Raw genomic sequence first — 14,619 nt, 5'->3', positions numbered from 1 at the left:
AGCTAAGGGACACGATTATGCAACCAACCAATCCTGAGCAATTTACCGAAAAAGCCTGGGAAGCCTTTGTTCGTACTCCCGAAATTGCCAAGCAGTTTCAGCATCAGCAGATTGAGAGTGAACATTTGATGCTAGCGCTACTGGAACAGGAAGGACTCGCCAGTTCTATTTTCAACAAAGCTGGGGTGAATGTTCAAAAACTCCACGAGCGCACTATCAACTTCATCAACCGTCAGCCTAAAGTATCGGGGGCTAGCAGTGGTTCGGTATACATCGGACACAGTTTAGAGACGCTGCTCGATCGCGCCGAACAATACCGCAAAGAGTTTGGTGATGAATATATTTCTATTGAACATTTAATACTTGCCTTTGCCAAAGACGATCGCTTTGGTAAAGGGTTGTTTCAAGAATTGGGACTGGATGAAAAAAAACTCCGCAACATCATTCAACAGATTCGAGGGAGTCAAAAAGTGACAGATCAAAACCCGGAAGTTAAATATGAAGCGCTAGAAAAATACGGACGCGATTTAACCCAATTGGCACGTGAGGGCATACTCGACCCAGTGATTGGACGAGATGAAGAAATTCGCCGCACGATTCAAATCCTTTCTCGTCGGACTAAAAATAACCCCGTGCTGATTGGTGAACCCGGTGTCGGTAAAACGGCAATTGTAGAAGGATTAGCGCAGCGCATTATCAGTGGTGATGTCCCGGAATCATTGCGCGATCGCAAACTAATAGCTTTAGACATGGGTGCGTTAATTGCCGGAGCCAAATACCGGGGAGAATTTGAAGAACGCCTGAAAGCTGTCTTAAAAGAAATCCAAGAAGCACAGGGACAAATCGTCTTGTTCATTGACGAAATTCACACTGTAGTTGGTGCGGGTGCAACGCAAGGATCGATGGATGCTAGCAACTTGCTCAAGCCGATGCTCGCTCGCGGCGAACTGCGCTGTATTGGTGCCACCACACTAGATGAATACCGCAAGTACATTGAAAAAGATGCGGCTTTGGAACGTCGTTTTCAGCAGGTGTATGTCGATCAGCCCAGTGTGGAAGATACCATCTCAATTCTGCGCGGTTTGAAAGAGCGCTACGAGTTACACCACGGCGTGAAGATTTCTGATAGTGCGTTAGTTGCGGCAGCTACTCTGTCTGCGAGATATATTAGCGATCGCTTCCTACCCGACAAAGCTATTGATTTGGTGGATGAATCTGCGGCTAAACTAAAAATGGAAATTACTTCCAAACCAGAAGAATTAGACGAAATCGATCGCAAAATTCTGCAACTGGAAATGGAGCGGCTGTCACTGCAAAAAGAAACAGACAGTGCTTCCAGAGAGCGGTTAGAACGCATAGAGAGAGAACTTGCAGAGTTAAAAGAACGGCAAGTTGCTCTCAATGCTCAATGGCAGGCAGAGAAGCAAATTATCGATCGCATTCGCCAAATTAGACAAGAGATTGAGCGTGTCAATGTAGAAATTCAGCAAGCCGAACGCGATTACGACCTCAACCGGGCAGCAGAACTGAAATACAGCAAACTCACTGAGCTGCAACGACAACTAAAAGAAGCCGAAGTGCGACTAGCCCAAATCCAGACTAGCGGTAAATCTCTGTTGCGCGAAGAAGTCACCGAAGCTGACATTGCCGAAATTATCTCCAAGTGGTCGGGTATTCCGGTGAGCAGACTGGTTGAATCGGAAATGCAAAAACTCTTGCATCTGGAAGAAGAGCTACATAAACGTGTGATTGGTCAGGACGAAGCTGTAAGAGCTGCTGCCGATGCAATTCAACGTTCCCGTGCTGGGTTGGCAGACCCGAATCGTCCCATTGCTAGCTTTATTTTCTTAGGCCCGACCGGGGTGGGAAAAACAGAACTGGCAAAAGCTTTAGCGGAATATCTGTTTGATACCGAAGATGCACTGGTGCGGATCGATATGTCCGAATACATGGAGAAACACGCTGTTGCCCGTCTCATCGGTGCGCCTCCAGGTTACGTGGGCTATGAAGAAGGCGGACAACTCACCGAGGCGATTCGCCGCCGACCTTATTCTGTAATTCTGTTTGACGAAATTGAGAAAGCTCATCCTGATGTATTCAACGTCCTGCTGCAAATCCTGGATGATGGTCGCCTAACTGATTCTCAGGGACGCACAGTAGATTTTAAAAATACGATCGCGATTATGACCAGCAATATTGGTTCAATATACATTTTGGATGTGGCAGGAGACGATAGCAAGTACGAACAAATGCGCGATCGCGTCATGGAAGCAGTGCGAGAAAGTTTCCGCCCCGAATTCCTCAACCGCATTGATGAAATCATTATTTTCCACAGCTTGCGGAAGGACGAGTTGCGCGAAATTGTCAAACTACAAGTGCAGCGTTTAGAGGAGCGACTGCGCGAGCGTAAACTCTCGCTCAAAATCTCCGACGAGGCTCTCAATTGGATTGTTCAGGTCGGTTATGACCCAGTTTACGGTGCTCGTCCCCTGAAGCGGGGGATTCAGCGAGAACTAGAAACTCCGATTGCCAAAGCGATTCTACGCGGCGAGTTCCACGAAGGCGACACAATCTACGTCCATGTGGAACACGAACGACTGGTGTTGAAGCGCTTATCACCTGAACTGGTCAATGCTTAGAGGGGGCAGAGGAGCACAAGGGAGAGATAACTCTTGGAAAGACTTGGGTTAATCGCGTCTCTCTTTCAAGATTTAACAACATATCAAAACATTTTTGGAAAAGCTATGACTTCTGAAGATTTTAGAGAAACCAGAACAAATTCAGCATTGGCAACTGTCTTAGGTGTTTTGATGATTCTGCTGGGAATTGCAGCGATCGCAGAACCATTTATTGCCACTATTGCCATCACAATCGTATTCTCCTGGACTTTAATTATTGCTGGCATCGTCCGAATTGTTCATGCATTTCAATCACGTCACAAACGAGGCTTCTGGACAACACTAGTAGTTGGTATTCTATACGTAATTGGTGGGATTTTGTTGATTAGCAACATCTTTGGTGCTGCACTCTCTCTCACCTTAGCTTTTGGATTTATCATTTTTATTGAGGGTGTATTGGAGGTGATTGCAGCATTTCAAATGCGTCCAGATCCAAACTGGGGTTGGGTACTATTTAGCGGGATCATGGCTATTATTCTAGGGATTTTGATTCTGTATCAATGGCCTGTCAGCACAGTTTGGGTATTGGGAGTATTTGTAGGGATTAATTTTTTGTTGACGGGCCTTTGGATGATCATGCTTTCATTAGCTTCTCGTAGTCTTCCTGACTATAGGGCAAGAGTTTAAAGCAGTTATCAGTTATCAAAGTTTGAGTTGGGGTCTAAATCTCCAACTCAAACGTAGCACGCAATAGTGGTGAGGAACTTTGACTCCCAACTGAAAAACAGTTTACTGTTAACTATTTACTAATTTATTGAATTGAAGAAGGCAGAAGTACGAGGGCAGAGGGCAGAAGGTTTTATTTAAAAGGGGATTCAAACCCCTCCTAAATAAGAGCCACCCTACGGGTTCGCCAGTCGCCTACAGAAGGAAACCTTCTTGCAGCGCTGGCTCACCAAATTAAAAATTTGGTGGGGGGTCTTGAACCCTTACTCCTTCCAGTCGTAGGCAAAGAGCAGGAAGTAGAATTCCCTTCTGCCTTCTGCCTCCTGCCCTCTGCCTTTCTTGATAACTTTCGGTTTTATTGGTGAGCTAGTGCTGCCTCACTGAAATAAGGATAATATGATTACAACAGATAACAAGCAGGCTGTTGGAGTATTTACTAACCGTAAAGCAGCGGAGCAATCAGTTAATGAATTGAAAGCCTCAAGCTTTCCAATGGAAAAAGTTGCGATTTTTGCAAAATTTGCAGATCGCATAAATCCTATTGGCGAAGTATCAGTCAGTTCGCGTATCAACAATCAAAGTGTAGATACAACTGGAGTAGTTGGTGACGCTTTAACTACAAGTTTTTGGGGAAGCGTATTAGTTGGTCTTAGCAGTTTGGTGCTTCCTGGCGGTATTGGAGTAATAATTGCAGTCGGTTCGGTTGGAACAGCATTCATTATCACTGTAGCGGGTCTTGCAGTTAGTACTATAGCCACAAATCATTTAGTAAAGGTGCTAGCTAGTTTAGGTATTCCTGAAGACCGAGCTAGACGTTATTGCGATCGCATCCAGTGCTGTGAATATTTACTAGTACTAAAAGGCAAAGATGAGGAGATTCAAAATGCTGAAGTCATTTTGAAGAAGCATGATATTAACTATTGGGGTATCTATGAGCTACCACAGGTTTAAATAAGCCTTCTTGGGTGGCCGCCGAGATACGGATACCGTTGGCGAAATATTGCTTAACAAAAAAACGCTTGTCTAGGGCTTGTTCGAGAATGTTGCAAGGAGAATCATGGACGACAATCAAGAACGACAAGACTTCGATCTAACCGAAAGCGATGAGCAACTCAGCGCGGACGAAAAAACAATACTCGACGAACTCGGTATTGTTGGTGCTGCTCGCCGAAAATTCTTGGGGCAAAACATGGCTGCGGCACTCGGCACCTTCGCCTTCCACCTGCTGGCTAAAGAGGAGGTCTTTGCCACGCTCGCCGCTTCGCCCGACGCAGTGTTCGCTTCGACTGCTGGGGTGGAAAACGCCGTTAAGGTCTTGTTGAAAATCAACGGCTCTACTCAACGCCTGGAAGTGGATTCGCGCACGGTGCTGCTCGATGCTCTACGCGAAAGACTTGGATTGACCGGCACCAAAAAAGGGTGCGATCAAGGACAGTGCGGTGCTTGTACAGTGATCGTTGACGAACGCCGCGTGCTTTCGTGTCTGACACTTGCCGCGAGCTGCGAGGGAAAAGAGGTGACGACCATCGAAGGGCTGGCTGACGCCGACAACCTTCATCCGATGCAGGCGGCGTTCATCAAACACGACGGCTTCCAGTGCGGCTACTGCACGCCGGGGCAGATATGTTCGGCAGTGGCGCTTTTGCAGGAAGCCAAAAACGGCGACGTGAGTCACGTCACTAACAATTTGCGGACGAGTCCCCAGAATTTAGAGCTCTCTGATGAAGAAATCAGAGAACGCATGAGCGGCAACATTTGCCGTTGCGGCGCTTATCCAGGAATCGTTGCGGCAATCAGAGAAGTTCATTCCGGGCGCGAAACAGCCCAGACCAGGCATTTTGCAAGCGATGAAGAAATTGCCATTGCATTCAATGAGGGCAAAGCCGATGAAATCGTTTAAATATTCTAGCGCTACCGACGCAGCAAGCGCCGTTGGCACTGTTTCCGCTAATCAAACGGCACAGTTTCTCGCAGGCGGGACAAATCTGATTGATTTGATGAAAGAATACGTCGAGCGTCCCAGCGAACTTGTTGACATCTTAGGTTTGAATCTGGCGGAAATTCAATCGACCTCGAACGGAATTTCTATCGGCGCGTTAGCCAAAAATACTGATACGGCTAACCATGCGCTCGTCCGGCAAAATTACCCGCTTCTGTCAATGGCGATTTTAGCTGGTGCCACCGTACAGCTTCGCAATATGGCGACCAACGGGGGAAATTTAATGCAACGCACCCGTTGCCAGTATTTTTACGACATCGCTATGCCGTGTAACAAACGCGAGCCTGGCAGCGGATGTGGAGCTATTCAGGGACTTAATCGCATTCATGCCATTTTTGGCTACAGCGATAAATGCGTGGCGACTTACCCGGGCGATATGGCGAATGCGCTTTATGCGCTTGACGCAGTAGTGAGGATTCGCGGCACGAACGGGCAAGAACGCACAATCCCGATCCAGGATTTTTATCGCTTGCCGGGCGACACGCCGGAAAAAGATAACAATCTTCAGCATGGGGAATTGATCGTCGCCATTGAAATGCCGAGGAATAACTTCGCCGACAAGTCTTATTACCTAAAAGTTCGCGATCGCACTTCATATGCTTTCGCACTGGTTGCCGTGGCTGCTGCTTTAGAAACAAGAGGCAACAACATCAAACAGGCACGCGTTGTTTTGGGAAGCGTCGCGCATAAACCTTGGCGTTCAGGCGAAGCGGAAAGAGTTTTGATCGGAAAACCAGCGACGGAAGAAACTTTTCGGGCTGCTGCCGAAGTGGCTTTCAAAGATGCGAAACCGCTTGAACATAACGGTTATAAAGTCGAACTCGGAAAACGCGCCATTGTTCTCGCTTTGCAGCGAGCGATGTCGGGCGGTGTTGCGTAAGTAGGGAGAATAAAAGAAATGGCAAGATACATCGGAAAAGAAATGAGCCGCGTAGACGGCATCGCAAAAGTGACGGGCAAGGCAAAATACGCCGCAGAATTTCAGGTTTCCAATCTCGCTTACGGTTTTATCGTGCTGGGAACCGTAGCAAAGGGCACGATTAAATCAATCGACACGCGTGAGGCTGAATGCGCTGCGGGCGTAATTCGCGTCTTCACGCACCTGAACGCACCAAAGCTTGATCCGAAGTTTTCCACGGTGCAGGCTCCGTCGCGCGCTACCGATGAGCAAGACAAGTCGTTTCAGGCGCTCCAGTCCGACAAAATCTTCTTCAATATGCAGCCTGTGGCACTCGTCGTCGCCGAGACATACGAGCAAGCGCGTTATGCGGCACGTCTGGTCAAAGTCTCCTACAACACAGAGCCGCACACGACCGACAGCGAGGCGGTGCGAGCGATCGCGCGCGTCCCCACCCAAGCGCCGCCTCTAAAGCCGCGCGGTAATCCCGAAGAGACGATGCGTACAGCGGCGATTGAGACTCAGCCGTTAGTTGTTGAACATACTTTAACGCGCGGTAATCCCGAAGAGACGATGCGTACAGCGGTTGTGAAGGTAGAGGCCGAGTACCGCATTCCTATCGAGCACCACAACCCCATAGAGCCGCACGCGGCCATCGCGGTCTGGCAAGGCGACAAGCTCACGATCTTCGACAAGACGCAGGGGGTCTATGGCGTGCGCGCACATTTGGCTTCGAGCTTCGGCGTGCCCGAGGAAAACGTGAGCGTGCTTTCACCCTTCGTCGGCGGGGCTTTCGGATCGTCGCTGCGCCCGAACTATTATCCGGCGCTGACAGCGATGGCTGCCCGGGAACTCAAACGCCCAGTCAAGGTCGTCTATACGCGCACACAAATGTTCACTGGCCACGGCTATCGTCCGTACACGATTCAGAAGGTCGCGCTCGGCGCAGAGCGATCGGGAAAGCTCTCCACGATGATTCATGAAGTCGTACACAACACCTCCAACATCGAGGAGTTCTCAGACGAAACCACGCTTTTCACGCGCCAGGTCTACGCCTGCCCGAACCTCTACGCGCCGCTGAAGATTACCAACACTGACCTCCCCACCCCGACCTGGATGCGTGCACCGGGGGCCGTTAGCGGTATGTTCGCGCTCGAATGCGCGATGGACGAGCTGGCCTACGCGCTCAAGATCGACCCGCTCGAACTACGGCTGATCAACTACGCCGAAGTAGACCCCGAGAGCGGCAAGCCATTTTCGAGTAAGGCGTTGCGGGAGTGCTATCGGCTCGGCGCGGAAAAATTCGGTTGGAAGAAGCGCCAGTTTGAGCCGCGCTCAATGCGCGACGGACGCCTACTCGTCGGTTGGGGTATCGCAACCGGCGTCTGGGGCGCTTTCCAGATGCCTGCTGCCGCCCTCATAACGCTGCGGGTGGATGGCACGGCGCAAGTTGCTAGTGCGACCAGCGACATCGGCCCCGGCACCTACACGGTGATGACCATGATCGCTGCCGAGTATCTGGGGCTGAAGTTGGAGCAAGTGAAATTTGAACTCGGCGACACGAAGTTCCCTCTGGCACCGTCGCAGGGGGGATCTTGGACGACGGCGAGCGTCGGCTCGGCCGTGCGCGGCGCGGCTCTGGCGATCGGCACGAAGTTGCTCGCACTCGCGAACCAGGAACCGAATTCTCCGCTCAAGGGGGCAGCCGCCGCCGATGTCGAGATGCTCGACGGGAGACTGCGACTAAAAAGCGACCCATCGCGTTTCGTCAACATCTCCGGAGTGATGAAGCGTAATGGTCTCACCGCAATCACGGAAACATTCGAGTCGCGTCCCTCAGAGGAGCGCGAGAAGTATGCGACGTTGGCGCACGGCGCGCAGTTCATTGAAGTGAAGGTCGATCCGGATGTGGGGACTGTTCACGTTACGCGGGCCATTGAAGTGACTGCCAGCGGCAAGATCATGAATCCGAAGGCCTCGCACAGCCAGGAAATTGGCGGCGTTGTCTGGGGCATCGGCATGGCACTGCAAGAGGCGACTGAAATCGACCATCGTTACGGGCGGATCATGAACCCGAATTTGCAGCACTACCATGTGCCGGTTAATGCCGATATTCTGGAGATCGAAACGATCTTTGTTGAGGAGGACGATAAAATCGTCAATCCGCTCGGTGTTAAAGGCATGGGCGAACTCGGTATGGTCGGAATTCCGGCGGCGATCGCCAATGCGGTTTTTCACGCGACCGGCAAGCGAATCAGAGATTTGCCCATCACGCCTGACAAACTCTTGTAGAATTTGCTGCCGCAAATTTAGCGCTATTACATAGTTCCGTAAGTGAGCAATAACTATATGAACGAGTTACAGCATATCCTGCAAGCATTTGTACATAGCCAAAAGTCAGCACAGCGTAGTGCTTTAGCAACGGTAGTACAAACGAGTGGCTCGGTTTATCGCCGACCAGGGGCGAGGATGTTACTGCTTGAAGATGGACAAATGATTAGTGCGATTAGCGGTGGCTGTTTGGAAGGTGATGTTTTTGAACGGGCGCAATCGCTGATGTTTGGCGGTGGTGAACCGATAGTAGTAAGATATGACACTACATCGGATGAAGACATTGTATTTGGCTTTGGGTTGGGGTGTAATGGCGTTGTCGATGTTTTGATTGAATCTTTAGGTGATGAAACTGCTGCGAGCCAAATGTCTTTCATTCAAGATTGTTTGCAGTCTGGGCAAGTGGGAGCGATCGCTACTGTCTTTAAAATAGAGGGAGCGTCAGATATTACAGTTGGTTCTCGAATGATGCTGAAATCAGATGGCACTGTCATCAATCACGTTGCTAATATTTTCATTGCTCAAAAGATAGAAATAGACACTCACCAAGCACTGAGAAAAAAACAAACTTGCGTACAATCATATACTTTACCTCAAGGACGCGTTGATGTGTTGATTGAAGTAATTCATCCATTAGTACCACTGCTCGTATTTGGTTCTGGATATGATACGATTCCCGTGGTGCATTTGGCGAAACATCTGGGTTGGCACGTTACCGTAATTGATGATCGACCAGGATATTTGAGGGGCGATCGCTTTCCTCAAGTTGACCAAATTCTCTGGTGCGAACTCAATGATTCCCACTCATACAAACATTTGCTGACACCGCAAACTGTAGCAGTTGTCATGACACACCGCTATCTGAGCGACCTAGCATTTGTCAAGACTCTGATTCCGTCCCAGGTGCGTTACCTGGGAGTGTTAGGCCCAAAACGCCGGATGCAAAAATTGTGGGATGATCTGTCTGAAGAAAATATCATTACCACATCTGCACAAGAACAACGAATTTATAACCCTGTAGGACTAGACATTGCTGCGGAAACACCCCAAGAAATCGCCCTGTCCATCGTGGCAGAAATTCAAGCTGTAATTGGCGGACGTAGGGGTAGTTTCTTGCGCGATCGCCCAAGCTCGATCCATTCTCTCTTAGAGCAACCATGTCTAACATTGGCATTATAATTTTGGCAGCAGGCGCTTCCACAAGGCTTGGTCAGCCTAAACAGATCCTAGCTTACCAAGGTAAATCACTAATTCGACATATCACGGAGGCGGCGATTAATTCTCAGTGTCGGCCAGTTGTTGTTGTGTTGGGTGCTTACGTCGAAACTATTGAGCCGCATCTGATAAATTTAGATATCCACATTGTTTATAATCAAAAGTGGTCAACTGGTATGGCCAGTTCCATTCGATGTGGACTAAATGCTATTGGGGCGATCGCATCTGAGATTGAAGCGATCGTACTGATGTTATGCGATCAACCGTTTGTTTCCTCCGACCTGATTAATCAACTTGTTACAAGATATCAAGCTACAAATTCGATGATAGTTGCTTCGGAATACGCGGGTATCCTTGGTGTTCCTACTATATTTCACAAAACGTTATTTTCAGAACTAGCTCTTCTCCAGGATGATATCGGTGCTAGAAAAATCATTCGTCAGCATTATTCAAACTGTTCAAGCATTTATTTTGCTGAGGGAATTATTGATGTAGATACTCCTGAGGATTATGAACAACTTCACAAGCATCATCGTTAACAAGTTAAGCTTTAGGGCTATTAGTCAATAAGCAAAAGTACGCAATAGACTAGCATGAATGCTCATATGACTAAATAGAAAAATGGTGGGAACTAGTTATGAGTGCCTATTTTTTAGTCAGTTTACAGGCTCAAGCTAGAAATAAATCAGAAAGCGAAAGCAAAAATGAAGCAATATCACCGCAAATTTCAAGAGAACCAGCAGAGTTTAGTAACCATATTTGATTTTTGAACAAAACTCAGTACACCTTTATTCCTTCTTCCCAGTCCTAAAAGAGCGTTAAGTGATTAACTGGATTTGATATGAAATATCTCCGCATCCCCTTTCTTTGCTTTGCGTCTCTTCCATAAAAAAGGCATTGCACTCTAACCTTACCACCCCAATTGCTCAATAATCTGCTCGCCAAGCTGCAAGACATTGAACGGCTTCAGGATCACTCCAGCAAATTCAGAGGGGTCAAATCCCAGCGAATCGTCTGACGGGTCTGTGGCAGTAAACAATATAACCGGAATCGACTGCGTAGTCGGATTAGTTTTCAAAGATTGCAGCATAGTCAGTCTATCTTCACCATACAGGCTCAGATCGAGCAAAATCACGTCTGGTTGCTGCGTTTCTGCCTGCATCAGTCCTGCCTGTGCAGACTCAGCTGTGAGGATTTTCCAGCTTTTGAGGCGTTCTAGCGTGAACTTGACAATGCTGCACAAGTCAGGTTCATCGTCAATCACCAGGATGCATCGATTTGTATAAGAGGACATAATACCAATTCGTTATTCGTAATGAAGGGGCGTCAGATTTAATCTGGTTTCATGCAATCCAACTTCTCTCTAAATTGATTGATGGAAAATAACAAAGTACGTTCGCGTAGCATTGCCGCTAGCATCATTATTTGAATCAATCCCTTGAGAGCTAATTTGTAAACTAAAGTAAACTACTTGTCTAGTAAGGGTTTTAGGCATTTAAGTTAATAAAGCGCTTATTCGCTGAAACTCAGACCTAGTAATGAGTTAAGTACCCTTAAGATTTTCTTTACGAATCAGTTCTAAGGGATGAAGTATCAATTACTAATTAGCCCTCTTCTATCACTTTCCGGGAAGGCGATCGCTAGAAGCCTCATGAGGGAATCAATACAAGCTATACTATTAGAAAAATAATAGGTCTTGTATTTTTTATTAGAAAATAATCGCGCAATCGCTTGCTATACAAAGGCTCTAGATTTTAGAAAGGGCAAATGTTTTCGGAAAGTGACAGAAGAGGGTTAGGAATTTCCAAGAAATAAATTATCCAATTTATTCATAATTCTATTTTTCTTACTCCCCCTGCTCCCCTGCTAACACAGTGATTGGTTATTTTTTTATTTGGAAGTCCCTTATTTTAAATCCCTACCAGGAATTGAAATTTAAAATTCGCTGAATCAAATCGGCTTCTACGATTGGTTTTAAGATATAGTCATCTGCCCCCGCTGCTAGGGCCCGGTACAGGGTATCAGCATCGGCATGAGCCGATAACAACAACACAGGTAGCCGACTCCAACGCGGATCGCTCTTGACTACCTGGCATAGTTCAATGCCGCTAAACCCCGGCATAGCGACATCCAGCAATAGCAGATCGGGAGTGGTGGCTTCCAAGTATTGCCAAAACTGGCTTGAATCTGCCAAGGTTGTGACCTGAAAGCCCCACGGTTGCAGTTGGGCTTCTAACATGGACAACAATGCCGGATCGTCATCCACAATCAGCAGTCTGGCATTGATAGTGTCAATCCGGTGGAGGAGTTGGCTGACGGCTTGAAACACTTCGGTAGGCGTGGCAGGCTTTTGCAAAAAGGTGTTGGCTCCTAAACGGGTGACTTCCACGCGCTTGGTTAAATCGCCAAGTCCTGTCAGCACCAGCACAGGAATAGTGGGAAATTGGTGCTTCAACTGTGCCAGTAGGGTCAAGCCGCTTTCGGTGGTATTGGGAAAGGTAAGATCCAATATGATGGCATCGGGCGTGAGGTACTGAAGGCGTTGGCGGGCGAGGGTAAGGTCAGTGACGGTTTCCAGGTGAATGCTCCAGTTTGAGGCATTTGCCTGCATTCGCTCAATCAAGTCAGTATCATCATCAATCAACAAAACCACGCGATCGCTAGACTTCAGTACTGGAGTGGGCGCTGTTGTAGCAAAAGTAGGTAACTGCTGGATAACTTGCCTCAGTTGCCCAAGCAGCGATTTTAGTTGAACCGCTTCCTCTGATTGGACAGCAGCCGTTGGTGTTTTCAAGGTGCGTTCGATCTGGCGGGCAAGTTCTGCTGCTTGCGGCATGCCAAATGCCCCCAAAGAGCCAATCAGCCGATGGGCGATGGTCTGGGCGAACTGCCGTCCGTCAGGGGTGAGAGTATTAGTAAATAGGTGGGCAATCGCTTCCTCCAACTTTGCTAGTTGGCCCTGCAATCGCTCCTGAGAATCCTGCCACATCTGCCGAATTGCCGCCACTGCCTCCACCTCTGCATCATCTCGATTTTCATTCAGTGAGTAGGATGAGGAAGATGCGGAGATGGAGAGACATGGTGAACCAGCACCTTGAACTGAGCCGCTTTGCGATGAGGAAGTCGGAGTCTTGGATGCCACATTTTCGACTTGCAAAGACCCCATCGGCCTTGGCTTCTCCCCTTCGGAGAAGACCTGAGTAGCTCCAGTTCCCGTCGAGTCCGTTAGCGCAGCGTTAGCGACTTTAGGAGCGTCACTTCCAAACCCGGAGGGCAAAGACTTGTGGCGACTGGCGAAGGGTAACGCGGAGACCCTATCAAATATATTCCCTGTTTCCTCGCGTCTTTGCGTCTTTGCGTCCTCCGATCCCTGCTCCGGCTTTTCTGGCACAGATTTCAGCCGATACCCCAGCCCATACAATGTTTCAATCGGATCGGAATTTAGCCCAGCCATCTGGAGTTTGCGCCGCAACCCCCGAATTTGAGTTGTTACAGCTTCTTCACCAGGACATTCATCAATCGAACAGATGCGATCGAGCAGAGTCCTTCGGTCAAAAATCCGCCGCGGATGTCGCAAAAATAGCTCCAACAGTTTGTATTCTTTAGGCGTGAGATGTAAGCCTTTACCTTGACACATGACTTCGCAATTATTTGGATCAAGCTGCAACTGACCCCAGCAGAGCACTTTGGTTAATACTGTGCTGCCTCGGCGCAGTAATGCCCGAATCCGAGCTAGCAGTTCTGATAGCTCGTAGGGTTTGGTAATATAGTCATCTGCTCCTGCCTCAAAGCCTGCTATCCTATCTGCCGGATCAACCTTCCCTGTAAGCAGCAAAATAGGCTCTTGCTGATTCTGCGTCCTTAGTTGGCGACACAGACGAATTCCATTCTCATCGGGTAGCATGACATCTAGCACGATCAGGTCATACTCTGTTGCCTCAGCTAACTCCAGTGCCGATCGACTATCACTAGCGGTATCAACTGTAAACTGCTGTGCTACCAGAGAAGTGGTGAGAGCAGCCACCGTATCTTTATCATCCTCAACGATAAGCAGTTTCATAAAACCTATTTTTCAGGCAATTGAGCCAAGTATTTCAAAGGCAACCTGAAGCAAGTTTATCGAAGAAGGCAGGAGGCAGAGGGCAGGAGGCAGGAGGAAAACGGCTCTCTGTCTCCTGCCGCGACCGGACGGGTCTTGGGTGTAAGACCCCGCAGTTAGACGGCGCTTACAATTGGGAGGGGTCTGAATCCTCTCCCAATTGTTCCTTCTGCCTTCTGCCTCCTGCCTCCTGCCTCTTTCAATTACTTGCCCTATCTCTGAAGTGTATTGTGATGTAATATACTCTAATTCATCTTTTATTTATAAATAGCATTCCAGGCTAATGCAACGAATTTTTCTGTTGTCTTTAAATATAAAAATTTCAACCAAACTATAGAAGTTAATCTTAAGTAAGTCGGGGAGAAAATTTATAAGTATCTAACAAAGAATTAAGCAGAAAAATTAGAGTTAAATTTTACACGTTGTCTACTGTAGTTCCCCTTTTCTCCTCTTCTTTGAACTCCATCAATCAGTTTTATCTTGTTCTCTGGTCAGAAACACCCTTAAACGGCTGCCCATATCTCTGTTACCTTCGTAGACACATTATACGTATTTACTTATCTTTACACAGTTTGGTTTTTTCACCTCGTTCTACTTAAATAACGCAAAAAAGTATTAATCTGTAATACAACTAAGCTTAAATAAATTAATGGAAAGCTTCATCTATCCAATAGGTTGAGAATAGTTTATGCCTAATGACATAAATTCATTCGTGTTAATTTCATTTGGGTAT

At 47.8% G+C, this 14,619-nt stretch carries 10 protein-coding genes; 8 read left to right on the top strand and 2 right to left on the bottom strand.

Going from position 1 to position 14,619, the window contains the following annotated elements:
• Nucleotides 1–17: 17 nt before the first annotated feature.
• The 8 genes from clpB (at nt 18) to RRG12_RS13035 (ending at nt 10,326) form a co-directional block, all read left to right on the top strand.
• On the top strand, nt 18–2,639 hold the full coding sequence (gene clpB, locus RRG12_RS13070) for an ATP-dependent chaperone ClpB (protein ID WP_420759580.1): 2,622 nt from the start codon (nt 18–20) through the stop codon (nt 2,637–2,639).
• Between the two features lie 105 nt (nt 2,640–2,744).
• Nucleotides 2,745–3,305, top strand: coding sequence for an HdeD family acid-resistance protein (locus tag RRG12_RS13065; protein ID WP_420759579.1), 561 nt, complete (start codon nt 2,745–2,747; stop codon nt 3,303–3,305).
• 435 nt (nt 3,306–3,740) lie between these two features.
• Nucleotides 3,741–4,295 carry a hypothetical protein gene (locus tag RRG12_RS13060; protein ID WP_420759578.1) on the top strand — a complete coding sequence of 185 codons (555 nt, stop codon included), beginning with the start codon at nt 3,741–3,743 and terminating at the stop codon, nt 4,293–4,295.
• Nucleotides 4,296–4,401: 106 nt separating this feature from the next.
• Nucleotides 4,402–5,244 carry a 2Fe-2S iron-sulfur cluster-binding protein gene (locus RRG12_RS13055; RefSeq protein WP_420759577.1) on the top strand — a complete coding sequence of 281 codons (843 nt, stop codon included), beginning with the start codon at nt 4,402–4,404 and terminating at the stop codon, nt 5,242–5,244.
• Complete coding sequence (locus RRG12_RS13050; RefSeq protein ID WP_420759576.1) at nt 5,231–6,223, top strand: FAD binding domain-containing protein; 993 nt, start codon at nt 5,231–5,233, stop codon at nt 6,221–6,223. Before RRG12_RS13055 ends, RRG12_RS13050 begins: the two co-directional genes overlap by 14 nt.
• Before the next feature lie 18 nt (nt 6,224–6,241).
• A complete protein-coding gene (locus RRG12_RS13045) occupies nt 6,242–8,533 on the top strand; it encodes a xanthine dehydrogenase family protein molybdopterin-binding subunit (protein WP_420759575.1) in 2,292 nt (763 codons plus the stop codon).
• A gap of 57 nt (nt 8,534–8,590) precedes the next feature.
• Nucleotides 8,591–9,751, top strand: a complete 1,161-nt coding sequence (locus tag RRG12_RS13040) for an XdhC family protein (RefSeq protein WP_420759574.1) — start codon at nt 8,591–8,593, stop codon at nt 9,749–9,751.
• The gene (locus RRG12_RS13035) at nt 9,730–10,326 is read left to right on the top strand and encodes a nucleotidyltransferase family protein (RefSeq protein ID WP_420759573.1); all 597 of its coding nucleotides are present in this window, start codon (nt 9,730–9,732) and stop codon (nt 10,324–10,326) included. Before RRG12_RS13040 ends, RRG12_RS13035 begins: the two co-directional genes overlap by 22 nt.
• Before the next feature lie 371 nt (nt 10,327–10,697).
• Here the strand turns inward: RRG12_RS13035 and RRG12_RS13030 are convergent, their stop codons facing one another.
• Both RRG12_RS13030 and RRG12_RS13025 read right to left on the bottom strand, forming a co-directional pair.
• The gene (locus RRG12_RS13030; RefSeq protein ID WP_179075957.1) at nt 10,698–11,081 is read right to left on the bottom strand and encodes a response regulator; all 384 of its coding nucleotides are present in this window, start codon (nt 11,079–11,081) and stop codon (nt 10,698–10,700) included.
• A gap of 624 nt (nt 11,082–11,705) precedes the next feature.
• Nucleotides 11,706–13,847, bottom strand: a complete 2,142-nt coding sequence (locus tag RRG12_RS13025; RefSeq protein ID WP_420759572.1) for a response regulator — start codon at nt 13,845–13,847, stop codon at nt 11,706–11,708.
• Between the last annotated feature and the right edge of the window lie 772 nt (nt 13,848–14,619).

This window comes from Nostoc sp. CALU 546 (genome assembly GCF_048836525.1).
The sequence above is the reverse complement of the archived record's forward strand: the minus strand, read 5'-3'. Positions and strand labels throughout refer to the sequence as shown.